Source organism: Sphingopyxis sp., assembly GCF_050725615.1.
In the GTDB taxonomy this organism is placed as follows: domain Bacteria; phylum Pseudomonadota; class Alphaproteobacteria; order Sphingomonadales; family Sphingomonadaceae; genus Sphingopyxis.
The window spans coordinates 1-20,983 of record NZ_JBOHHU010000018.1; the positions used below are offsets into that span (position 1 = coordinate 1).

Genomic DNA, 20,983 nt, shown 5'->3' on the forward strand with positions numbered 1-20,983 from the left:
CCCCAAGGTCGCGCTGTTATCGCGGACCGAGGTGACGAGGCGGTCGAGCGCGTCGCGGACCTTGGCGCCATTGGCATGGACCATCGCCGAGCTCTGCGCGATGCGGTCGCTTTGGTCGTCGAGCAACGCCACCAGATGCGTCGCATCGTGCAGCGCGTCGGTGATCGTCTCGAACTGCGCCTCGGCGCGGCTCGATTGCTCGACGCCCGACTGGATTTCGGTGACCAGCCCGCCGGCCTCGGCAGCAAGGCTGCCGATCGAACGGCGGATCTCGTCGGTCGCGCTGCGCGTGTTCTGCGCCAGCTTCTTCACCTCGGCGGCGACGACGGCAAAGGTGCGTCCGGCGTCGCCGGCGCGTTCGGCCTCGATGGCCGCGTTTAATGCCAGCATGTTGGTGGTCTTGGCGATCTGTTCGATCGACTGGCTGACCTGCTGCACCTGCGCCATCACGGCGGCGAAATTGGTGACATGCGTGCCGAGCCGCGCGACGAGATCGATCACCGAGCGGAATTCGCTGACCGCCGCATTGACCCGCTCGGCGCCGGTATCGAGCTGCTCGCAGGCGCGCGCCGACAGCAATTTGGCCTCGTCGGTCGAATCGGCGATCTGGCGCTGGTCGGCCTCCAGGCTGACGACAAACTCCTCGAGCCGTCCCAGTTCGGCGATCTGCCGGTCCATCTGGTCGGTCGAGCGCTTGATCCGCCCCGCCGCCTCGCTGCACCCGACGGCAAGCTCGCCGCAGTCGCCCGCGACCGACTGGTCGAGGATCGGAGCCGCCGGATTTATGGACTCGAATTTCATTGCGCCACCCACTTTGGATTAATCCGCAGGTGATGACCGATAATGGTTAACGGGGGGTCAATGGGTGGCCTCGGCACACCGCTTTCCGTTTACGTAAAGTGATTGCGCCGCACGCCGCGACCGTTTACGCTTTGCCCATGCTGTTCGGCTTCCTCGAAGAACTCCGCACCGCGGGCATTCCCGTGAGCATGAAGGAGCATCTGCTGCTGCTGGAGGCGCTCGACCGCGAGGCGATCGACCGCAGCCCCGAGCAATTCTATTATCTCAGCCGCGCGATCTATGTGAAGGACGAGGGCCTGCTCGACCGCTTCGACCAGGTGTTCAACAAGGTCTTCAAAGGCCTGCTCACCGATTATGGCCAGAATCCCGTCGACGTCCCCGCCGACTGGCTGCGCGCGGTCGCCGAGAAATTCCTGACGCCCGAGGAAATGGCCGCGATCGAATCGCTCGGCGACTGGGACAAGATCATGGAGACGCTGAAGGAGCGGCTCGAGGAACAGCAGAAGCGCCACGAGGGCGGCAACAAGTGGATCGGCACCGGCGGCACCTCGCCCTTCGGCAATTCGGGTTATAATCCCGAGGGCGTGCGCATCGGCGGCGAGAGCAAGCACAAGCGCGCGCTGAAAGTCTGGGAAAAGCGCGAGTTCGCCAATCTCGACAACACCAAGGAACTCGGCACCCGCAACATCAAGATCGCGCTCCGCCGCCTGCGCAAATTCGCGCGCGAGGGCGCCGCCGACGAACTCGACATTCCGGGCACGATCGACGGCACCGCGCGGCAAGGCTGGCTCGATATCCAGATGCGCCCCGAGCGCCGCAATGCGGTCAAGCTGCTGCTGTTCCTCGATGTCGGCGGGTCGATGGATCCGTTCATCAAGCTGTGCGAGGAATTGTTCAGCGCCGCGACGACCGAGTTCAAGAATCTCGAATTCTTCTATTTCCACAATTGCCCGTATGAAGGCGTGTGGAAGGACAATAAGCGCCGCTGGTCCGAACGCCATCAGATGTGGGATATCCTGCACAAATATGGCCATGATTACAAAGTGATATTTGTCGGCGACGCGTCGATGAGCGCCTATGAAATTACCCATCCGGGCGGCAGCGTCGAACATTTCAACGAGGAATCGGGCGCGGTCTGGCTCCAGCGCATCACCCATGTCTATCCCGCTGCCGTATGGCTGAACCCGGTGCCCGAACAGCATTGGGGCTACACCCAGTCGGTCAAGCTGATCAAACAGCTGATGAACGACCGCATGTACCCGCTGACGCTCGAAGGCCTCGACAAGGCGACGCGCGAGTTGACGCGAAAGCATTGACGGCGGCGCAGCGCACGCTAGCAACCTCGATCAGACTTTTCGCCTTTCCCTAACCCCGTTCGTGCTGAGCTTGTCGAAGCGCCGTCCTTCTTCTCAACGCCAGAAGAAAGAACGGTCCTTCGACAAGCTCAGGTCGAACGACACCAGGGTTGGCTCACTAGAAAGATTCGGTCGATGTTCGACCTTCCCCTGCTCACCATCCTGCTGCTCACCGGCTTCATCAACCTGATCGGCGCGCTGGCCTATGCCGCGCGCATCGCCGGCGTCCGCACCCGCCGGATCGCGATGTCCTTCGCGCTGTTCAACATCCTCGTGCTTTTCTCGCGCACCTCGAACAGCTTCCTCGGCCCCTTCCTCGCCAAGCGGATCGAGACGCGCATCCACGACGGCAGCGGCGTCTCGCTCTTCATCGACATGCAGTTCGTGCTCGCCGCCGCCAGTGTCGCGACGCTGATCGGCATATTGCTCGTTCCCACCGGCCAGCGCATGTTCGCCGCGGCGATCGGTTGGTACCAGAACAACCGTTCGACCACGAAGCTCGCGATCAAAGCCGTCAGCCCGACCGGGCTGCGCACGCTCCGCCAGTCGCTGACCATGCCCAGCCTGTCGCACCTCAAGAGCTGGAAAATGCCCAAAGGCATCGGCTGGGGCGTGCTGATCGCCAACTGCCTCGCCCAATCCCTGCTCGCCGTTGGCGTCGTCGCGTCGCTCTACGCCGGCTATCTCGCCCCCGAATTCCGCGTCACCGCCTCGCAGCTCTCGGCGCTCATCAACGGTTTCGCGACGATCCTGCTATTCGCCTTCATCGACCCTCAGCTCTCGGTGATGACCGACGACGCGGTCGAAGGGAAGGTCGACGAGGCCGATTTCCGCCGCGCGATCACCTTCATCTCGCTGAGCCGGCTTGCCGGCACGGTGTTGGCACAAGCGCTACTGCTCCCCGCCGCGATGCTGATCGCCTGGGTCGCGGTGCATGTCTGAGCCCGCGTGGGGCCAAGTGGGGGCGCACAGCCGCTTCCACGCGGTCCGCGCCCGGCTCGAGGCGATGGCGGTCGAGCCGGGGCCGCGCGGCTGGTTCCTCGAATTCTTCGTCTTCGGTTTCAAGCAGGGCTGGGCGTGCCTGTTCGGCGGGCTGATGCTCGCCCTCTTGCTCGGTACCCATTTCTTCTGGCCCGAGGGCGCCGCGATCCATCGCTATGACGCGATCACCATCGGCGCGGTGCTGATCCAGCTCGCCATGCTCGCCTTCCGGCTCGAAACGCCAAGGGAGGCGCTCGTCATCCTGATCTTCCACATCGTCGGCACGGTGATGGAATTGTTCAAGACCGCCGCGGGCTCCTGGCAATATCCCGAGGCGAGCCTACTCCACATCGGCGCCGTGCCGCTCTTCTCGGGCTTCATGTATGCCGCGGTCGGCAGCTATATCGCCCGCGTCTGGCGCATCTTCGACTTCCGCTACACCGGCTATCCGCCGATCTGGGCGACCTATGCGCTGGCAGCGGCGATCTATGTCAATTTCTTCGCGCACCACTGGCTCTACGACATCCGCTGGTTCCTGTTCGCGGCGACCGCCCTGCTCTTCTGGCGTTGCCAGGTCTGGTTCCGTCCGCTGCACGTCCATCGCCGCATGCCCCTGCTCGTCGGCTGGGGCATGGTCGCGCTGTTCATCTGGTTCGCCGAGAATATCGGCACCTTCGCCCGCGCGTGGAGCTATCCCAATCAGGACGATGTGTGGGAAATGGTCGGCATCGAAAAGCTCGGCAGCTGGTACCTGCTGATGATCATTTCATTTGTGCTGGTCAGCCTGGTGCAGCGGCCGAAGGCGCCGGACGTCGGCGAAGACGAAGCCGCGTCCCGCCTCTATCCCGAATCGCTATGGGCGGTGGCGATCGAAGACGATGTGCTGACCGTCACCGACGACAAGGGTGTGAGGCGAGCAATTGCCTTGTCCGCCCTATCGAGCATCGTCATCGCAACCGATGACAGTGGCCCTTGGGGCGCCGACGTCTGGTGGCTATTCTATGACCCGGACGGCCAACTGGGTCCGGCCTATCCCCAAGGCGCGACGGGCGAGCGCTTCCTTCTGGATCGTCTCACCCAACTGCCCGGCTTCGATCATGCCGCTATGATCGCCGCCATGGGGTCGACCGACGTTGCGACTTTCACCGTCTGGCGAGAATAGAGCAGCTCAATCGAACGGGCGATCGATCGACGGCGGCGGGTTGCTGAACCATTGTGGCCCGCTGTCGGTCATATGGAAACAATCCTCGAGCCGGATCCCGAACTCGCCCGGAATATAGATGCCCGGCTCGTTCGAGAAGCACATGCCGGGCGCCAGCGGGGTCGTTTCGCCGTGCACCAGATTGACCGGCTCGTGCCCGTCGAGCCCGATGCCATGGCCGGTGCGATGCGAGGTCCCGGGCAGCTTGTAGCCGGGGCCCCAGCCGAGCCCCTGATAATAGGCGCGCACCGCGTCATCGACCTGGCCCGCCGGCGTGCCGAGCTTCGCGGCGGCGAAGGCGACGTCCTGCCCCTTGCGCATCTGGTCCCACACCTGTCGTTGCCGCGCACTCGCCTTGCCGTAGACGAAGCTGCGCGAGATGTCGGACTGATAGCCGTGGACCGTGGTGCCGCAGTCCATCAGCACGACTTCGCCGTCGCGCACCGCCTGCGGCTTGCCCGAGCCATGCGGATAGGCGCTCGCCTCGCCGAGCAGGATCAGCTCGAATCCGTTCTGTCCGCCGAGCGCCTGTGTAGCCGCCGCCATGATCGCGCCGATGTCCGCCGGCGTCATTCCCGCCTCGATCCGCGGCGCGGTGTGGCGATAGGCAGCGATGGTGATGTCGGCGGCAATCTGCATCAGCGCGATTTCGGCGGCCGACTTGTGCATCCGGCACCCGCGCACGACCGGCGCGCCATTGACGACGGTCGCCTCTGGCATCGCCTTTTCCAGCCCGTCGACCGCGAAATAGCGCACCGTTTCCTCGACGCCGATCCGGCCCTTGGCCAGCCCGCGCTTGCCGAGCCAGGCGGCGACGGCGGCGAGCGGGTTCTCGTCTTCGTTCCAGGTCAGCACCTCGGCCTCGATCCCGAGCGACTCGCGTACCGACGGTTCCTCGAAGAAGGGGGTGACGATCGCGACCTCGCCCTCGCGGGTCAGCACCGCAGCGGTCAGCCGCTCGCTGCGCCACCATTGGACCCCGGTGAAATAGATGAGGCTCGACCCCGGCTCGATCAGCAGCGCGCCGATGTCGTTGGCGACCATCAGCTCCTTGGCCTTGGCGATCCGCGCGAGGCGTTCGTCCTTGCCGATCGGCACCGCCTTGGCCGCGAGGTTGGGCAGGCCCGCCGTATCGGCGGCGAAGGTCGGGACGGGCAACGCCGTCGCCAGTCCCGTCAGCGCCGCCGTTCCCAGAAAATGCCGCCGATGCATCGTCATCCCCCCTTATTGATAGATCAGCAGGTCCGCGATCTCCGCACGCCACGCCGCCTCGTCGGGCAACGCCAGCGCATCGAGGTCGCCCGCCTCGGCTCCCGCATCGTCGACCCATTCGCGCAGGCCCGGCCCGCCGTTGATCACGTCGATCGCGAGCACATCGTCGGTATATTCATATTTGAAGTCGGTGCCGCGCCAGAGCGGATAGTCCGGATAGAGCGAGCGGATCGCCTTGAACCCCAGCGCCTGCACGCGCCAGGGCCGGAACGCCGCATGGTCGTACCACGCGCCCTCCGCATGGATGAACACCCCGCTGTTCAGCGTCCCCCTATGCTTGTGAAAGGTCGGCTCAAACCAGATATCGCGGAGCCGGCACCCCGCGAGCCATTGGGGCGCCAGCCGTTGCATCTCGGCGATCACCGCCTTGGCGTCGATATCGGGCGCGCCGAACAGCTCGAGCGGACGCGTCGTGCCCCTGCCCTCGCTCAAGGTCGCACCCTCGACCATCACCGTGCCGGCGTAGGCGCGCGCCATGTTGAGGTTCGCGGCATTGGGGCTGGGGTTGATCCAGACGCGCGTCGTCGGCCATCCAAAGCCCGGGCCCTCGGGCTGCCACCCGTCCATTTCGATCACCCGATAATCGACGTCGAGCCCGAAGTGACGGATGAACCAGCGCCCCATCTCGCCCATCGTCAGCCCGTGCCGCATCGCCATCGGCCCGGCGCCGACGAAGCTTTCCCAGCCTGCTTGCAGCAAGGTCCCTTCGACCGGACGCCCAGCGGGATTGGGCCGGTCGAGCACCCACACCGCCTTGCCATGCGCCGCAGCCGCTTCGAGGATATAGAGCAGGGTCGTCACATAGGTGTAGATGCGGCACCCCAGATCCTGCAGGTCGACCAGCATCACGTCGAAGGTGTGCATCGACTGTCCCGACGGCCGCCGCACCTCGCCATACAGGCTGAACACCGGCATGCCGTAGACCGGGTCGGTGAAGTCGGGCGACTCCATCATGTTGTCCTGCAGATCGCCGCGCACCCCGTGCTGCGGCCCGAACACCGCAGTGACATTGATCCCGGCGGCGACCAGCGCGTCGAGGCTGTGGACGAGGTCGGCGGTGACCGAAGCGGGATGCGCGAGCAACGCGACGCGCTGGCCTTCGAGCGGTTTGCGAAGCGCGGGGTCGGCGAGCAGGCGGTCGATACCGAAAAGGACTGTCATGGGCTTTCGGGTGCCCCAAGCGTCAGCGCAAAGCAATCGGGATGATGGAAGTCGGGCTTGCCGGGCGGATGCCGCAGCGCCCAGTAGGATTTGGTGCCGTCACTTTCTTCGATGACAGCGGAAAGAGCGGCGATAAACGACGCACTGGCCCACTCTGTCGAAAGCTCAACGGTCGTCTCCAACGCGAAATGCGAAGCGCTGCAATCGAGCAAGATATCCGGCGCCAAGACATCGAAATCCCCCGCACCATCACGATAGCCTGAAAATCGATACGCCGCCCATTGGCTCGACGGACAAAAATTGAACTCCAGATATCCCGGCTCGCCAGGTCGCCTGAGAAAGAGTTCGCAGCAAGTTGTTTCCCAGAGCCCGTCGGCTCGCTCGGGGCCCGCCGGGTCGGGAAGCGCCAGATCATTCTCGGGCACTTCGATATGATAGCGCAGCCACAGAGATCCATCCGGCGACATCTCGAATTGAACCTCGACACTCTCGACCGCGCGCGCAGGCGTGTCAGGGTGCGCAATCAGCATCAGACCGGCAGCGGGCTCTGGCCAATCGGGAACAGGGTCGAGCGGCATCACATTCTCCTCTTTGCCGCGAATTAGAACCAAGGACGACGCGCGCACAAGCTTCGGACCAGCCGATTGATCGGGAACGAACCGAGTTGGGTTTACCCGTTTCCCATGCTAAGCGCCCGCCCGCTATGACCAGTTACAAATCCGATCTGCTCCGCGTGCTCGATGCCCGTGGCTATATCCACCAGACCACCGATGCGGAAGGGCTCGACGCCCTCGCCGCGCAGCAGATCATTCCCGCCTATATCGGCTTCGACGCCACGGCGCCGTCGCTGCATGTCGGCAGCCTCGTCCAGATTATGATGCTGCGCCGCCTGCAACAGGCGGGGCACAAGCCGATCGTGCTGATGGGCGGCGGGACGACGCGCATCGGCGACCCCACCGGGCGCGACGAGAGCCGCAAGATGCTGTCGGACGAGACGATCGCCGCGAACATCGCCTCGATCTTCAGCATCTTCCAGCAGTTTCTGACCTTCGGCGACGGCCCGACCGACGCGGTGATGGTCGACAACCAGGACTGGCTCGGCAAGCTCGGCTACATCGAACTGCTGCAGGAAGTCGGCACCCACTTCACGATCAACCGCATGATGACCTTCGATTCGGTCAAGCTGCGGCTCGAGCGCGAACAGCCGATGACCTTCCTCGAATTCAACTACATGATCCTGCAGGGTTACGACTTCCGCCACTTGTCGAAGGCGATGGGCGTGCGGTTGCAGATGGGCGGGTCCGACCAGTGGGGCAATATCGTCAACGGCATGGAGCTTGGCCGCCGCATGGACGGCGCCGACCTGTTCGGGCTGACGACTCCGCTGCTGACCACCGCCGCGGGCACCAAGATGGGCAAGACCGCCGCCGGCGCGGTGTGGCTCAATCCCGCACAACTGTCCCATTTTGACTATTGGCAGTTCTGGCGCAACACCGACGACCGCGACGTGGGCAAGTTCCTGCGGCTGTTCACCGACCTGCCGATCGACGAGATCGCGCGCCTCGAACAGCTCGAGGGCGCCGAGATCAACGACGCAAAGAAAATCCTCGCCGATGCCGCGACCGCGATGTGCCGCGGCGCAGAGGCGGCGCGGACCGCATCCGAAACTGCCGCGCAAACCTTTGAAAAGGGGCAGATTGGCGGCGACTTGCCGCAGGTTTCGGCGCCCGCCGAAGGCATTCGTATCCTCGACGCGCTGCGCGAGCTCGGCTTCGCGGCGTCGAACAAGGAAGCGCGGCGCAAGCTCGAAGAGGGCGCGGTGAAGGTCGATGGCGCGGTGATCCGCGACCCCAATCATGTCATCCTGCCCGCCGCCGAGCCGGTTCCGGTCAGCCTCGGCGCGAAGAAACACGGCCTCGTCACGGGCTGACACCTTGCCGCCGCGTTTACCTCTTCTTAGCGGAATCTGTCCGATGCTCCCGGCCTGACCAGCAAAGGCATCATCATGCGGAAGATCGACACCAGCAAGGCCCATTATGTCGGGCTCGACCAGCGCCTCGCGGCGCGCAGCGACGTCTATTGTCGCCTGCCGATCATCCTGCCCGACGGTGGTCAGGAAATGTGTACCTGCGTCAATATCAGCGCCGACGGCCTGCTGATGCGCTATGAGCGCGGGCTGGAAATCGGCGACCTGGTGGTGTTCCGCATGCCGATCATCGGCCGCATCGCGGCGCGGGTGATCTGGTCGCTTGCCGGAAAAACCGGGCTGCAGTTTGAAAAGATGATCGCAGTCGAGGATTATCTCCCGATGATCCGCGCCATGGGCGCACGCGGCGACGCCGCCTAAGCGAGACTATCAGAGCGACATCTTCTCCCCTCCCGCAAGCGGGAGGGGTCGGGGGAGGGCATGTCAATCGAGCGCGGGGAGGGGTTGAAACACGCCCTCCCCTAGCCCCTCCCGCAAGCGGGAGGGGGACCTTACCCGCTGCGCAGCAGCGGCACCGCCGCGTCGCGCTCGAACAGATAGAGACAGAGCCGCACCGCATCGCCGCGGACGCCTTCGATCCCGCCGTCGCGCTCGACGAACATCCGCGCGTCATCATGCGCCACCGGTAGCAGGCGCACCAGCTGCTCGGGGCTGGCTATGCGATAATCGGCGTCGCCCGACTGCTTGAGCCCGAGCAGTTCGCCGCCACCGCGCAGTTCCAGATCCTTTTCGGCGATGACGAAGCCATCGTTGGTGTCGCGCATCAGCGCCAGTCGCTCGCGCGCGGTCTCCGACAGATTTTGCGAGCGCAGCAGCAGGCACACCGATTTTGCGGCGCCGCGCCCGACGCGACCGCGTAGCTGGTGGAGCTGCGCCAGCCCGAAATTCTCGGCATGTTCGACGACCATCAGGCTGGCGGCGGGAACATCGACCCCGACCTCGATCACCGTCGTCGCGACGAGCACGCCGATCTCGCCCGCCTGGAAGCGCGCCATCACCGCATCCTTGTCGGGTCCCTTCATCCGGCCATGCACCAGCCCGACGCGATCGTCGCCAAGCCGCAGGCGCAGCAGCGCGGCACGCTCCTCGGCCGCCGCCAATTCGCTCGTCTCGCTTTCGGCGACAAGCGGGCACACCCAATAAGCCTGCGCCCCGCCCGCCAGATGCCGTTCAAGTCCGCCCACCACCTCGTCGAGCCGGTCGATCGAGACGACGCGCGTGTCGACCGGCGTGCGACCCGGCGGCATTTCGTCGATCCGCGACACGTCCATCTCGCCGTGATTGGCGAGCAGCAAGGTGCGCGGGATCGGGGTCGCGGTCATCACCAGCAGATGCGGCGGCCGCGCCGCCTTACCGGTCAGCATCAATCGCTGCGCGACGCCGAAGCGATGCTGTTCATCGACGACGACGAGCGCGAGGTCGCGATAGGTCACCGCCTCCTGGAATATCGCATGGGTGCCGACGAGAATGTCGATGCTGCCGTCGGCGAGCCCCATCAAGGTCGATTCGCGCACCCGCCCCTTGTCGCGCCCGGTCAGGATCGCGAGGTTCACCGGCAGCCCCGCGAGCATCGCCTGCAACGTCGCGAAATGCTGGCGCGCCAATATCTCGGTCGGCGCGAGCAGCGCCGTCTGCGTCCCCGCCTCGACCGCCGCCAGCATCGCGCGCAGCGCCACCAGCGTCTTGCCCGACCCGACATCGCCCTGCAGCATCCGCAGCATCGGCGTGTCGCGGCCCATGTCGGCGGCGATCTCGCGCCCCACCCTCTCCTGTGCGCCGGTCAGGCCGAAGGGCAGGCGCAGCGCCCCGGTCAGCCGCCCGTCGCCGACGATCGCCCGCCCCTTGCGGTTGCGCAGCCCCTGCCGGATCAGCATCAGCGCGACCTGGCTCGCGAAAATCTCGTCATAGGCGAGCCTGTCGCGCGCCGGGGCGTCATGCGGGCTGGCGTGCGCACGGGTCAGCGCCTCGCGCCAGTCGGGCCATTGGCGCAGCGCCAGCAACGGCCCGTCGATCCATTCGGCAAGGTCGGGACGCCGTTCGAGCGCGATCTCGACCAACTGGCTGAGCCGGGCGTTGGTCAGCCCCTCGCTCAGCGGATAGACCGCCTCGCTCGTCGCGATCGCCTCGGCACTGTCGGGCTCCGCGACATGGTCGGGATGGACGATCTGGCGCATGTCGCCATAGGCATCGAGCCGCCCCGACACCTGCCGCGCCTCGCCCAGCGGGAAGAGCTTTTTGGCGAGCCCTGCGGTGCGCCCGAAATAGACGAGCCGGACATGGTCGCCCGCGCTGTCGAACGCCTCGACCCCGAACGGCGCGCGCGGGCTGCGGCCCGAGCGATACTCCTGCGCGGTCAGCGTGACGATGATCTGCTGCCCGACCTGCGCCTGATCGAGCCGGTCGACCGGATAGCGCTGGACCAGCCCGGTCGGCAGGTGGAACAGGACATCGACGACGCGTTCGAGCCCCAGCCGCGTCAGCGGCTTGGCAAGCTGCGGCCCGACGCCCTTGAGGTCGGTCAGCGCGGCAAAGAGCGGATTGAGTATCTCGGGTCGCATGGCTAGTGCATCCCGTCTATCGCTTGCTTGCCCCGTGCGCCACTCCCGGTGTCATGGGCTATCGGGATTCGCGCCATGTCCGCCACCGACCGTCTCAAACGCCTGAAATTCCGCGCCTGGCATCGCGGCACGCGCGAGGCCGACTATATGATCGGTGGTTTTTTCGACCGCTATGCCGCCGAATGGGGCGACGACGACATCGCCTGGTACGAACTGGTGGTCGAAGAGGATGATGTCGACATCATGGCCTGGGCGCTCGGCACCGGCCATCCCCCCGCGCATCTTGACCGTCCCGACATGATCGCCGCAATGCGCCGGCTGGACTATATCCCCCTGCCATGACGCGAAGCGCCGCCGACATTTTCGCCGCCATCGCGTCGGCATCGGCACCGCTGACGCTGGCACGCGCCGCGGACGGTTTCCTGCCGCTGCTGCTCGCCGACCTCGCGCGAGCGAGCGACAAGAGGCTGGTCTATGTCGCGACCGACGATGCGGCGATGCAGGCGATCGCCGACGCCGCGCCCTTCTTCGCGCCCGACCTTGTGGTCCATCGTTTTCCGGCGTGGGACTGCCTGCCCTATGATCGCGCCGGCCCGTCGATGCGGGTCAGCGCCGACCGGCTCGCGACGCTCTCGGCGTTGCAACAGCCCGCCCGGCGCGGCGAACTGATCCTGACCACCGTCGCCGCGATCACCCAGCGCACGCTGACCCCCTTCCGCATCCGCCAGCTCGCGACAACGCTGGCCGCCGGACAAAGGATCGACCGCGATGCGCTCGCCGAGCTGCTCGTCGCCAATGGTTTCAGCCGCGTCGATACCGTCGCCGACCAGGGCGAATTCGCGGTGCGCGGCGGCATCCTCGACCTGTTTCCCGCCGGCGAGGACAACGGGTTGCGCGTCGATTTCTTCGGCGACGAGATCGAAAGCATCCGCCGCTTCGATCCCGCCGACCAGCGCAGCCTCGGTCCCGCCAAGGCGCTGCAACTGCTCCCCGCGTCCGAAACCCTGCTCGACGAGGCCACGATCAAGCGCTTCCGCTCCGCCTATCGCGACCTGTTCGGCGCGCAGGCGACCGGCGACCCGCTCTATCAGGCGGTGAGCGACGGCCGGCGGCAGGCGGGCATGGACCATTGGTTGCCGCTGTTCGAGGAACGGCTGGCGACCCTGTTCGACCATATCGACCCCGCGACCCCCGTGCTGCGCGGTCACCGCACCGAAGCCACCGCCGAAACGCGCTTCGCCGCCATCACCGATTATCATGCCAACCGTGTCGCCGCCGAGCAGGAATCGCCCGGCAGCTATCGTCCGCTGGCGGCTGAAACGCTCTATCTGACCGAGGCGGATTGGGCCGGGGCCGCCGTCAGCCGCCCGATCCATATCGTCACGCCCTTCGATGTCCCGCCGTCGGCGACGATCATCGACCTCGAAACTTTCGCCGCGCGCGACTTCACGCCCGAGCGCGCCGCCGATCTCAACGTCTATCACAAGGTCGCCGATCATCTGTCCGACGAGCGCCGCAAGGGGCGCCGGACGATCATCGCCAGCTATTCGGTCGGCGCGCGTGACCGCCTGTCGGGGCTGCTCCGCGATCATGGCGTGACCTCGCTCGCCCCCGCCGACGGCTGGCAGGAGGCGCTCGGCACCGCCTCGGCCGAGACCGGCGGGGCCACCGCTATGGTCGTGCTGCCGCTCGACCATGGCTTCGCCAGCGACGCGATCAGCCTGCTCACCGAACAGGACATCCTCGGCGAGCGGCTCGTCCGGCGGCAGAAGCGCCGCAAGAGCGCCGATGCCTTCCTCGCCGAACTCGCGACGCTCAGCGTCGGCGACCTCGTCGTCCATCTCGACCATGGCATCGGGCGCTACGAGGGGCTGACCTCGATCCCGGTCGGCAACAGCCCGCACGATTGCGTCGCGCTCACTTACTCGGGCGGCGACAAGCTTTACGTGCCGGTCGAAAATCTCGACGTCCTGTCGCGCTACGGCGGCGAGAGCGACGGCGTCGGCCTCGACAAGCTCGGCGGCGAGGCCTGGCAGCGCCGCAAGGCGCGGATGAAGGAGCGCATCCGCGAGATCGCGGGCGAATTGCTGGCCACGGCGGCGCAGCGTGCGCTGCGCTCGGCCGAGCTGCTCGCACAGGACGCCGCCTACCCCGCCTTCGCCGACCGCTTTCCCTATCAGGAAACCGACGACCAGGATCGCGCGATCGGCGACGTGCTCGCCGACATGGCGTCGGGGCGCCCGATGGACCGCCTCGTCTGCGGCGACGTCGGTTTCGGCAAGACCGAGGTCGCGCTGCGCGCCGCCTTCGTCGCGGCGATGGCCGGGGTCCAGGTCGCGCTCGTCTGTCCGACCACACTTCTGGCGCGCCAGCATTTCACCAACTTTGTCGAGCGTTTCAAAGGCTTTCCGATCGAGATCGGCCGCCTGTCGCGCCTCGTCCCTGCAGGCGAGGCGCAGAGGACGCGCGACGGCCTGTCGAACGGGCAGATCGACATCGTCGTCGGCACCCACGCCGTCATCGCCAAGGCGGTCGAATTCAAGAACCTCGGGCTCGTCATCGTCGACGAGGAACAGCGCTTCGGCGTGGTCCACAAGGAGCGGCTGAAGCAGCTCAAGACCGACGTCCATGTGCTGACGCTGACCGCGACTCCGATTCCGCGCACGCTGCAGATGGCGATGTCGGGGCTGCGCGAACTCAGCGTGATCCAGACCCCGCCGGTCGATCGCCTCGCCGTGCGCACCTATTTCGCGCCCTGGGATCCGGTCGTCATTCGCGAGGCGCTGCTGCGCGAACATGACCGCGGCGGGCAAAGCTTCTTCGTCACCCCGCGCATCAAAGACCTGCCCGACATCGAGGAATTCCTACGCACACGCGTGCCCGAGATCAAATATGTCGTCGCGCACGGCCAGATGGCGCCGGGCGAGGTCGAGGAGCGCATGAGCGCCTTTTACGACCGCAAATATGACGTGCTGGTATCGACCACGATCGTCGAGAGCGGTCTCGACATTCCGAGTGCCAATACCCTGATCGTCCACCGCGCCGACCGCTTCGGCCTCGCCCAGCTATACCAGCTGCGCGGGCGCGTCGGACGGTCGAAGACGCGGGCCTATGCCTATCTCACCACGCCCGACACCGGCGGGATCACCGACACCGCCGAAAAGCGGCTCAAGCTGCTCGGCGACCTCGATACGCTGGGCGCGGGCTTCCAGCTCGCGAGCCACGACCTCGACATCCGCGGCGCGGGCAACCTCGTCGGCGACGAGCAGTCGGGGCATATCCGCGAAGTCGGCTTCGAACTGTACCAGTCGATGCTGGAGGAGGCGATTTTGGTCGCCAAGGCCGAGGGCGCCGGAAAGCTGCCACCGCGCGAAGCCTTGTCGCCGACGATCACCGTCGATGCGCCGATCCTGATTCCCGAGGATTATGTCCCCGACCTGCCGCTGCGCATGGCGCTGTACCGCCGCCTTAACGACGCGCAGGATCGCCCCGCGCTCGACGCCTTCGCGGCCGAGATGATCGACCGGTTCGGGCCGTTGCCGCCCGAGACCGCGAACCTCGTCCAGCTGATGGAGATCAAGGCGAACGCAAAGCTTGCCGGCATCGCCAAGCTCGACGTCGGCACCAAGGGCGCGCTGGTCAGCTTCCATGGCGACCAGTTCGCCAATGTCCCCGGGCTGATCGCCTATGTCGAACGGCTGAAGGGCCGTGCGCGCATCCGCCCCGACAACAAATTGTCGATCAGCGGCGATTGGGTGAGCACCGGCGCGCGCCTCAACGGCGCGCTGCAATTGTCGAAGGGATTGGGGAAGCTGGCGAGGCAGGCGGGCTAAGCCTCCAGCAGCGCCAACAACTCCTCCCCAGGCACCGGCCCCGACTTCAAAAATCCCTGCCAGGTCGCGACCCCGAGTTCGCCGAGCCGCGCGAGTTGCTCTTCCTTCTCGATGCCCTCGGCCACGACCAGCAGGCCCAGCGCGCGCGCCAGATCGACGATCGCGCGCACCACGATGCGGTCGCGGTCGCTGCCGTCGATGGTGCGGGTAAAGCCGCTGTCAATCTTCAGATAGTCGATCGGCAGCCGCGCCAGCAGCGACAGGCTGGAATAGCCGGTCCCGAAATCGTCAATCGCGATCGCACAGCCCAGAGCGCGGATCTGCGCCAGCTGCTCGGCGGCGCTCGCGGGATCGCTGAGCATCGCCTGTTCGGTGAGTTCGAGCGTCAGCCGGTCGGGATCGACGCCGGCCTTTTTTGCCATCGCCGCGAAGCGATCGGCAAAATCGGGATCGCCGAGGTCGGCGGCGGTGATGTTGAGCGACACGCGCAGCTTCGCCAGCGCCTTTGGCCAGGCCGCCATTTCGGCAAGCGCGATCCGGTGCGCCTGTTCGGTCAGCTCGCATTCCATCCGCGCCGCGCGCGCGGCGGTGACCAGCGCGCCCGCGCCGAGCAGGCCGAGTTCGGGGTGCTGCCAGCGCAGCAACGCCTCGACCCCGGTCATTTCGCCGGTCGCGACATCATATTGCGGCTGATAGAAGATGACGACCTCGTCGTGCGACAGCGCCGCTTTGACCATGACGCCGTCGCGCGCCGACGCCGGGCGCGCGAGCTGGTCGCTGGCGGTGCGCAATTGCTCGGCCACCGATTCCGCGCGCAGGATCTGCGCGGCGGCGATGCGGATCGCGAGCCGCCCGTTAGGATCGCCGACCATCGGTTCGGCGAGCGCGACGTGCAGCGCGCGCTCCTGCGCCCGGAGCGCGCCGAGCGACAGCGCGGCGGCGGGAACGATCAGGAAGCGCGGACCGTCGAGCCGGTCGACGTGCGAGCCCTGACCAAATTCGTCGCCGGCGAAATTTTCGAGCCGCCGCCCGATCTCTTCGAGCACCGCATCGCCCGCCGCTGTGCCCGCCGCATTATTGATCCGCGCCAGCTGGTCGACCTGGACGAGGATGACGCCGACATCAGCATCGTGCCGCAAATGCAGCGATTCGAGGTGCCCGACGGCGGCGGCGAAGGTGTCAACTGCGCGATTCATCGGCGTTCCCATAGCAGGCATTGCTTGCCAATCCCCTGCCTTTTGCAGCAATATCGACCGCGATGGCCGATCCGCCGCCCTCGACCCTTGCCCCCCTCACCGATGGTCACGGCCGCCGGATCGATTATCTGCGCCTGTCGGTGACTGACCGCTGTGATCTGCGCTGCCGCTATTGCATGGCCGAGGATATGATTTTCCTGCCCAAATCGGCGGTGCTCAGCATCGAGGAAATGGCCGAACTCGCCGAGCGCTTCGTCGCGCGCGGCATCCGCCGCATCCGCCTGACCGGCGGCGAGCCGCTGGTGCGACGCGGGATCGATACGCTCGCGATGCGGCTCGGCGCGCTGATCGGGCGCGGGCTCGACGAGTTGACGCTCACGACCAACGCGATGCGGCTCGCCGATCATGCGCCGATGCTCGCCGACGCGGGGGTGCGGCGGATCAACGTCAGCCTCGACACGCTCGATCCCGCCGCGTTCCGCCACATCACCCGCGTCGGCGACCTTGGCGTCGCGCTCGACGGCATCGCCGCCGCGCGCGCCGCCGGGCTGGCGGTCAAGATCAACATGGTCGCGCTCGCCGGGCTCAACGAAGACCAGTTGCTGCCGATGCTCGATTATTGCGCGGCGAACGGCTGCGACCTGACGCTCATCGAAACCATGCCGCTCGGCGAGGTCGCGGAAGATCGCAGCGACCACTATATTCCGCTCCATGCCTTTGTCGCACCGCTGCGCAGCGCGCGCGCCATCTACCCCATCGACAAAAGAACCGGGGGGCCGGCGCGCTATTTCGCGGTCGAAGACAGCCCGGTGACGCTCGGGCTGATCACCCCGCTCAGCGACAATTTCTGCACGACCTGCAACCGCATCCGCCTGACGGTCGAGGGGCGCATCTATATGTGCCTGGGACAGGAGGATCATGTCGATCTGCGCACCGCCCTGCGCGACGGCGGCCGCGATGCAGTCGATGGCTTGATTGACAGCGCATTGGCTGGCAAACCCCGCGCCCATGACTTTCATATCGAACGAAAGTCCAAACCGGCGGTCGCGCGTCATATGAGTGCAACGGGCGGCTGAAACGTCGCCCACCAGGGGGACCAACATGCATCGCAAGATCGCGCTCGTCGCGTCGAACGCGCCCGCCGGGCTGGAAGCCGAGGCCGAACTCCGGCCGCTCTACGATTTTGTCGATCTGAACGACGCCGACCTGCTGATCGTGCTCGGTGGCGACGGTTTCCTGCTCCACATGCTGCACCAATTGCTCGACCAGCGCCGGTCGATGCCGGTGTTCGGCATGAACCGCGGCACCATCGGCTTCCTGATGAACGAATTTCGCGTCGAAGGGCTGCTCGACCGGCTCGCCGCCGCGCGCCCCTATCTGATCCACCCGCTGTCGGGCGACATCACGACGATCAGCGGCGAGCGGCACATCTTGCCCGCGATCAACGAAATCTCGCTGCTCCGCGAAACGCGCCAGGCGGCGAAGCTCGAGGTGATGATCAACGAAAAGACGATGCTCGAGGAACTGGCGTGCGACGGGGTGCTGGTATCGACCCCGGCGGGATCGACCGCGTATAACCTCAGCGCCAACGGCCCGATCCTGCCGCTCGAATCGCAAATGCTGGCGCTGACCCCCATCAGCCCCTTCCGCCCGCGCCGCTGGCGCGGCGCGCTCGTCCCCGAATCGACGAGCATCCGCTTCAACGTCCGCGAGGCCGCCAAACGCCCCGTCAGCGCGGTCGCCGACCAGCGCGAAATCCGCGACGTAAAGACGGTTTTGGTGACCACCGACCGCAGCCGTCCGCTGACTTTGCTGTTCGATCCCGACCAGGGCCTCGACGAACGCATCGCGATGGAACAATTTATCGTTTGAGGTCTTGCCAAATGCCGCGCGCGGCGGCAAAGGGGCCGCCTTGTCCGGCTCGCCGGCGTGTTCCTCGGTAGCTCAGCGGTAGAGCAGTCGACTGTTAATCGACCGGTCGTAGGTTCGAATCCTACCCGGGGAGCCACATCTTTAAATCTGCAGTTTTCTCTGATATTTCAGAGCCTCAATGGCGAAGTTCGAACTTCCTCCACGGAGGGAGCGGTCGGGTAATATGCCCGTAAACGTCTAAAACCACTTTGCGATTTTTTCGAAAATGGTTCGAATCCGAACAGGACGCTTCGACATTCTTCGAAAGAATATTGCTTCCGGCCGCCATTTGAAATGCGGAAGCGCGTAAAATGATTGCGAACGGAGCCCATTATCAACCGTGGATACGAGGTGGCCGGTAGCACAGGTTGATCCGCATCCCTGTCCGAACGTTTGTTTGCGGCAATGATCAAGAGACAAATGTTGCACGCATTTGCGAGCAGATCGCGTGCCTCGCAATCGGACAGCAACCGACCATAATGGGGGGTTCCCGGAACGCCTTGGTCTCTTCGACCAAGTTTGCTGAGAACATCCACGGCTCGAACCCTCGAAACGCATCTACGTCCCGGAGTCGCTTGACGCCTTTCCGCTTTCTCTCGCGCTTGGCCACACAGCCCACTCCGACCGCCGGCGCCATAGGATGGAACGGTGACGTTTTGGTCTCGCGCGTGACGAAGGCGGTCAGTAGCCTCCTCTGGCCGATTGCGGACCGTCTGCTTCGGCTCGACAACCGGAGCAACCGGAGCAACCGGACATTTGATCAGCCTGGCGCGACCAGATCGAGCGCGACATCGACGATCATGTCTTCCTGCCCGCCGACCATCTTGCGACGGCCGAGTTCGACGAGAATGGCGCGCGTGTCGAGGCCGTGGTCGGCCGCTGCCTTTTCGGCATGCCGCAGGAAGCTGGAGTAGACCCCGGCATAGCCGAGCGTCAGCGTCTCGCGGTCGACGCGTACCGGGCGGTCCTGCAGCGGCCGCACCAACTCCTCGGCGGCGTCCATCAGCGCGAACAGATCGCAACCATGGTTCCAGCCGTGGACGTCCGCCGCGGCGATAAAGACTTCGAGCGGGGCATTGCCCGCGCCCGCCCCCATTCCCGCGAGACTCGCGTCAACGCGGACCGCGCCGTTCTGCACCGCGACGATGCTGTTCGCGACGCCGAGGCTGAGATTGTGATGCGCATGGACGCCGCGCTGCGTCTCGGGCTTCAGCACCCGGTCATAGGCCTGCAGCCGCGCGGCATATTGATCCATCGTCAGCGCGCCGCCGCTGTCGGTGACATAGACGCAGTGCGCGCCATATTCCTCCATCAGCTTCGCCTGACCTGCGAGCGCGTCGGGCTCGGACATATGGCTCATCATCAGGAAGCCTGAGACATCCATGCCGATACCCCGCGCGAACTCGATATGCTGTTTGGAGACATCGGCCTCGGTGCAATGCGTGGCGATGCGCACCGAACGCACCCCCATCTCATAGGCGTGGCGGAGATCATGGATGGTGCCGATGCCGGGGAGCAGCAGCGTCGTCAGCACGCTATGCTCGAGCACCTCGGCGACCGCACCGATCCAGTCCCAGTCGGTATGAGCGCCGAACCCATAGTTGAAGCTCGATCCCTGGAGGCCGTCGCCGTGCGCGACCTCGATCGCGTCGACCTTCGCCTTGTCGAGCGCGCGCGCGATCGCCTTCACATGGTCGAGGCCATATTGGTGACGGATCGCGTGCATGCCGTCGCGCAGCGTGACGTCCTGGATATAGAGCTTGCTCGTGGCAGGGTCGAAGCTCATGCGGCCATCTCCTGTTTCATGCGCAGCGCGATCTTCTCGGCGGTCTTGAGCGCCGCCGAGGTCATGATGTCGAGATTGCCGGCATAGGCTGGCAGATAATGCGCCGCCCCCTCGACCTCGAGGAAGACGCTGACCTTGAGCCCAGTGAAGCTACCGCCCATTTCGGGGATATGCAGCGGGGCGTTGCCGCCGATGCTCTCGAACTGCACCGCCTGCTTGAGCCGGTAGCCGGGGACATAGCTCTGCACCTCGGCGACCATATCCTCGACGCTCTGCGCGATCGCGGCGCGGTCGCCGTCGTCGCAGAGGCAATAGACGGTGTCGCGCATGATCAGCGGCGGTTCGGCGGGGTTGAGAATGATGATCGCCTTGCCGCGCGTTGCGCCGCCGACATCAACGATCGCCTGGCTCGTCGTCTCGGTAAACTCGTCGATGTTCGCCCGCGTGCCGGGGCCGGCGCTCTTCGAGGCGATCGAGGCGACGATCTCGCCATAATGCACCTTGGCGACGCGGTTCACCGCAGCGACGATCGGGATCGTCGCCTGCCCGCCGCAGGTCACCATATTGACGTTACCGGCATCGAGATGCGCGTCGCCGTTGACCGGCGGGATCGTGTAGGGGCCGATCGCCGCCGGGGTCAGGTCGACGACGCGCTTGCCATAACCGATCAGCACTTCGCTATGCCGCTGGTGCGCGCCCGCCGAGGTCGCGTCGAAGACGATCGCGATATCCGCAAAGCCCGGCATAGCGATCAGGCCATCGAGCCCATCGGCAGTGATCGGCACGCCGAGCCGTTCGGCGCGCTTCAGCCCGTCGCTGTCGGGATCGATCCCGACGAAGGCGCCCATCTCCAGCACGTCCGACAGGCGTATGATCTTGATCATCAGGTCGGTGCCGATGTTGCCCGACCCGATAATCGCCACCTTGGTTTTTGCCATCGT

At 65.7% G+C, this 20,983-nt stretch carries 16 protein-coding genes, 1 tRNA gene and 1 pseudogene; 10 read left to right on the forward strand and 8 right to left on the reverse strand.

What is annotated here, in order from left to right; all coding sequences use genetic code 11:
- Positions 1 to 801: methyl-accepting chemotaxis protein (locus ACREB7_RS06090; protein WP_431591399.1), on the reverse strand; the 801-nt coding region annotated here is incomplete at its 3' end.
- A 137-nt stretch (positions 802 to 938) separates the two neighbouring features.
- Between ACREB7_RS06090 and ACREB7_RS06095 the strand changes: the two genes are divergently transcribed.
- The 3 genes and pseudogenes from ACREB7_RS06095 to ACREB7_RS06105 all read left to right on the forward strand — a co-directional run.
- Positions 939 to 2,117, forward strand: coding sequence for a vWA domain-containing protein (locus ACREB7_RS06095; protein WP_431591400.1), 1,179 nt, complete (start codon positions 939 to 941; stop codon positions 2,115 to 2,117).
- A 174-nt stretch (positions 2,118 to 2,291) separates the two neighbouring features.
- A complete protein-coding gene (locus ACREB7_RS06100; RefSeq protein WP_431591401.1) occupies positions 2,292 to 3,098 on the forward strand; it encodes a lipid II flippase Amj family protein in 807 nt (268 codons plus the stop codon).
- Positions 3,091 to 3,927, forward strand: a pseudogene (locus ACREB7_RS06105) (DUF817 domain-containing protein); the annotation flags it as partial. The gene ACREB7_RS06100 and the pseudogene ACREB7_RS06105, both read left to right, overlap by 8 nt.
- 378 nt (positions 3,928 to 4,305) lie before the next feature.
- Here ACREB7_RS06105 and ACREB7_RS06110 read toward each other — a convergent pair.
- Genes ACREB7_RS06110 through ACREB7_RS06120 form a run of 3 tightly spaced genes read right to left on the reverse strand, consistent with a single transcriptional unit; the run spans position 4,306 to position 7,349 of the window.
- Positions 4,306 to 5,556 carry a M24 family metallopeptidase gene (locus ACREB7_RS06110; protein ID WP_431591402.1) on the reverse strand — a complete coding sequence of 417 codons (1,251 nt, stop codon included), beginning with the start codon at positions 5,554 to 5,556 and terminating at the stop codon, positions 4,306 to 4,308.
- A 6-nt stretch (positions 5,557 to 5,562) separates the two neighbouring features.
- The gene (locus tag ACREB7_RS06115) at positions 5,563 to 6,771 is read right to left on the reverse strand and encodes an exo-beta-N-acetylmuramidase NamZ family protein (protein ID WP_431591403.1); all 1,209 of its coding nucleotides are present in this window, start codon (positions 6,769 to 6,771) and stop codon (positions 5,563 to 5,565) included.
- Positions 6,768 to 7,349, reverse strand: coding sequence for a DOMON-like domain-containing protein (locus ACREB7_RS06120; RefSeq protein WP_431591444.1), 582 nt, complete (start codon positions 7,347 to 7,349; stop codon positions 6,768 to 6,770). Before ACREB7_RS06120 ends, ACREB7_RS06115 begins: the two co-directional genes overlap by 4 nt.
- A 125-nt stretch (positions 7,350 to 7,474) precedes the next feature.
- Here ACREB7_RS06120 and tyrS point away from each other — a divergent pair, with 125 nt between their 5' ends.
- Both tyrS and ACREB7_RS06130 read left to right on the forward strand, forming a co-directional pair.
- Positions 7,475 to 8,701, forward strand: coding sequence for a tyrosine--tRNA ligase (gene tyrS / locus ACREB7_RS06125; protein WP_431591404.1), 1,227 nt, complete (start codon positions 7,475 to 7,477; stop codon positions 8,699 to 8,701).
- A gap of 75 nt (positions 8,702 to 8,776) precedes the next feature.
- Entirely contained in the window at positions 8,777 to 9,118 is a 342-nt protein-coding gene (locus ACREB7_RS06130) for a PilZ domain-containing protein (RefSeq protein WP_431591405.1), read from the forward strand.
- Positions 9,119 to 9,249: 131 nt separating this feature from the next.
- On the opposite strand, the gene recG is transcribed toward ACREB7_RS06130, so the two are convergent.
- The gene (gene recG / locus ACREB7_RS06135) at positions 9,250 to 11,316 is read right to left on the reverse strand and encodes an ATP-dependent DNA helicase RecG (RefSeq protein WP_431591406.1); all 2,067 of its coding nucleotides are present in this window, start codon (positions 11,314 to 11,316) and stop codon (positions 9,250 to 9,252) included.
- Between the two features lie 75 nt (positions 11,317 to 11,391).
- Between recG and ACREB7_RS06140 the strand changes: the two genes are divergently transcribed.
- Positions 11,392 to 11,658, forward strand: a complete 267-nt coding sequence (locus ACREB7_RS06140; RefSeq protein WP_431591407.1) for a succinate dehydrogenase assembly factor 2 — start codon at positions 11,392 to 11,394, stop codon at positions 11,656 to 11,658.
- Positions 11,655 to 15,149 carry a transcription-repair coupling factor gene (gene mfd, locus ACREB7_RS06145; RefSeq protein WP_431591408.1) on the forward strand — a complete coding sequence of 1,165 codons (3,495 nt, stop codon included), beginning with the start codon at positions 11,655 to 11,657 and terminating at the stop codon, positions 15,147 to 15,149. Before ACREB7_RS06140 ends, mfd begins: the two co-directional genes overlap by 4 nt.
- Here the strand turns inward: mfd and ACREB7_RS06150 are convergent.
- Positions 15,146 to 16,345, reverse strand: a complete 1,200-nt coding sequence (locus ACREB7_RS06150) for a GGDEF domain-containing phosphodiesterase (RefSeq protein WP_431591409.1) — start codon at positions 16,343 to 16,345, stop codon at positions 15,146 to 15,148. The two genes, mfd and ACREB7_RS06150, sit on opposite strands and share 4 nt — an antisense overlap.
- A 62-nt stretch (positions 16,346 to 16,407) precedes the next feature.
- On the opposite strand from ACREB7_RS06150, the gene moaA reads away from it, so the two are divergent.
- The 3 genes from moaA (at position 16,408) to ACREB7_RS06165 (ending at position 18,353) form a co-directional block, all read left to right on the forward strand.
- Positions 16,408 to 17,421 (forward strand): GTP 3',8-cyclase MoaA, encoded by a 1,014-nt coding sequence (moaA, locus tag ACREB7_RS06155; RefSeq protein ID WP_431591410.1) that lies wholly within the window; start codon positions 16,408 to 16,410, stop codon positions 17,419 to 17,421.
- A gap of 25 nt (positions 17,422 to 17,446) precedes the next feature.
- A complete protein-coding gene (locus ACREB7_RS06160; protein WP_077147537.1) occupies positions 17,447 to 18,217 on the forward strand; it encodes an NAD kinase in 771 nt (256 codons plus the stop codon).
- A gap of 61 nt (positions 18,218 to 18,278) precedes the next feature.
- Positions 18,279 to 18,353 (forward strand) — tRNA-Asn (locus ACREB7_RS06165).
- Between the two features lie 663 nt (positions 18,354 to 19,016).
- On the opposite strand, the gene dmpG is transcribed toward ACREB7_RS06165, so the two are convergent.
- Positions 19,017 to 20,042: a 4-hydroxy-2-oxovalerate aldolase gene (gene dmpG, locus ACREB7_RS06170; RefSeq protein WP_431591411.1), complete on the reverse strand. Its 1,026-nt coding sequence runs from the start codon at positions 20,040 to 20,042 to the stop codon at positions 19,017 to 19,019.
- Positions 20,039 to 20,980, reverse strand: a complete 942-nt coding sequence (locus ACREB7_RS06175; RefSeq protein WP_431591412.1) for an acetaldehyde dehydrogenase (acetylating) — start codon at positions 20,978 to 20,980, stop codon at positions 20,039 to 20,041. The genes dmpG and ACREB7_RS06175 overlap by 4 nt, the downstream gene beginning before the upstream one ends.
- Positions 20,981 to 20,983 lie beyond the last annotated feature (3 nt).

Coding starts and splice junctions, on each gene's coding strand:
- ACREB7_RS06110 (WP_431591402.1), bottom strand. CDS start 5,556: ATGACGATGCATCGGCGGCATTTTCTGGGAACGGCGGCGCTGACGGGA.
- moaA (WP_431591410.1), top strand. CDS start 16,408: ATGGCCGATCCGCCGCCCTCGACCCTTGCCCCCCTCACCGATGGTCAC.
- ACREB7_RS06120 (WP_431591444.1), bottom strand. CDS start 7,349: ATGCCGCTCGACCCTGTTCCCGATTGGCCAGAGCCCGCTGCCGGTCTG.
- ACREB7_RS06130 (WP_431591405.1), top strand. CDS start 8,777: ATGCGGAAGATCGACACCAGCAAGGCCCATTATGTCGGGCTCGACCAG.
- ACREB7_RS06115 (WP_431591403.1), bottom strand. CDS start 6,771: ATGACAGTCCTTTTCGGTATCGACCGCCTGCTCGCCGACCCCGCGCTT.
- dmpG (WP_431591411.1), bottom strand. CDS start 20,042: ATGAGCTTCGACCCTGCCACGAGCAAGCTCTATATCCAGGACGTCACG.
- recG (WP_431591406.1), bottom strand. CDS start 11,316: ATGCGACCCGAGATACTCAATCCGCTCTTTGCCGCGCTGACCGACCTC.
- ACREB7_RS06100 (WP_431591401.1), top strand. CDS start 2,292: ATGTTCGACCTTCCCCTGCTCACCATCCTGCTGCTCACCGGCTTCATC.
- mfd (WP_431591408.1), top strand. CDS start 11,655: ATGACGCGAAGCGCCGCCGACATTTTCGCCGCCATCGCGTCGGCATCG.
- ACREB7_RS06160 (WP_077147537.1), top strand. CDS start 17,447: ATGCATCGCAAGATCGCGCTCGTCGCGTCGAACGCGCCCGCCGGGCTG.
- tyrS (WP_431591404.1), top strand. CDS start 7,475: ATGACCAGTTACAAATCCGATCTGCTCCGCGTGCTCGATGCCCGTGGC.
- ACREB7_RS06175 (WP_431591412.1), bottom strand. CDS start 20,980: ATGGCAAAAACCAAGGTGGCGATTATCGGGTCGGGCAACATCGGCACC.
- ACREB7_RS06150 (WP_431591409.1), bottom strand. CDS start 16,345: ATGAATCGCGCAGTTGACACCTTCGCCGCCGCCGTCGGGCACCTCGAA.
- ACREB7_RS06140 (WP_431591407.1), top strand. CDS start 11,392: ATGTCCGCCACCGACCGTCTCAAACGCCTGAAATTCCGCGCCTGGCAT.
- ACREB7_RS06095 (WP_431591400.1), top strand. CDS start 939: ATGCTGTTCGGCTTCCTCGAAGAACTCCGCACCGCGGGCATTCCCGTG.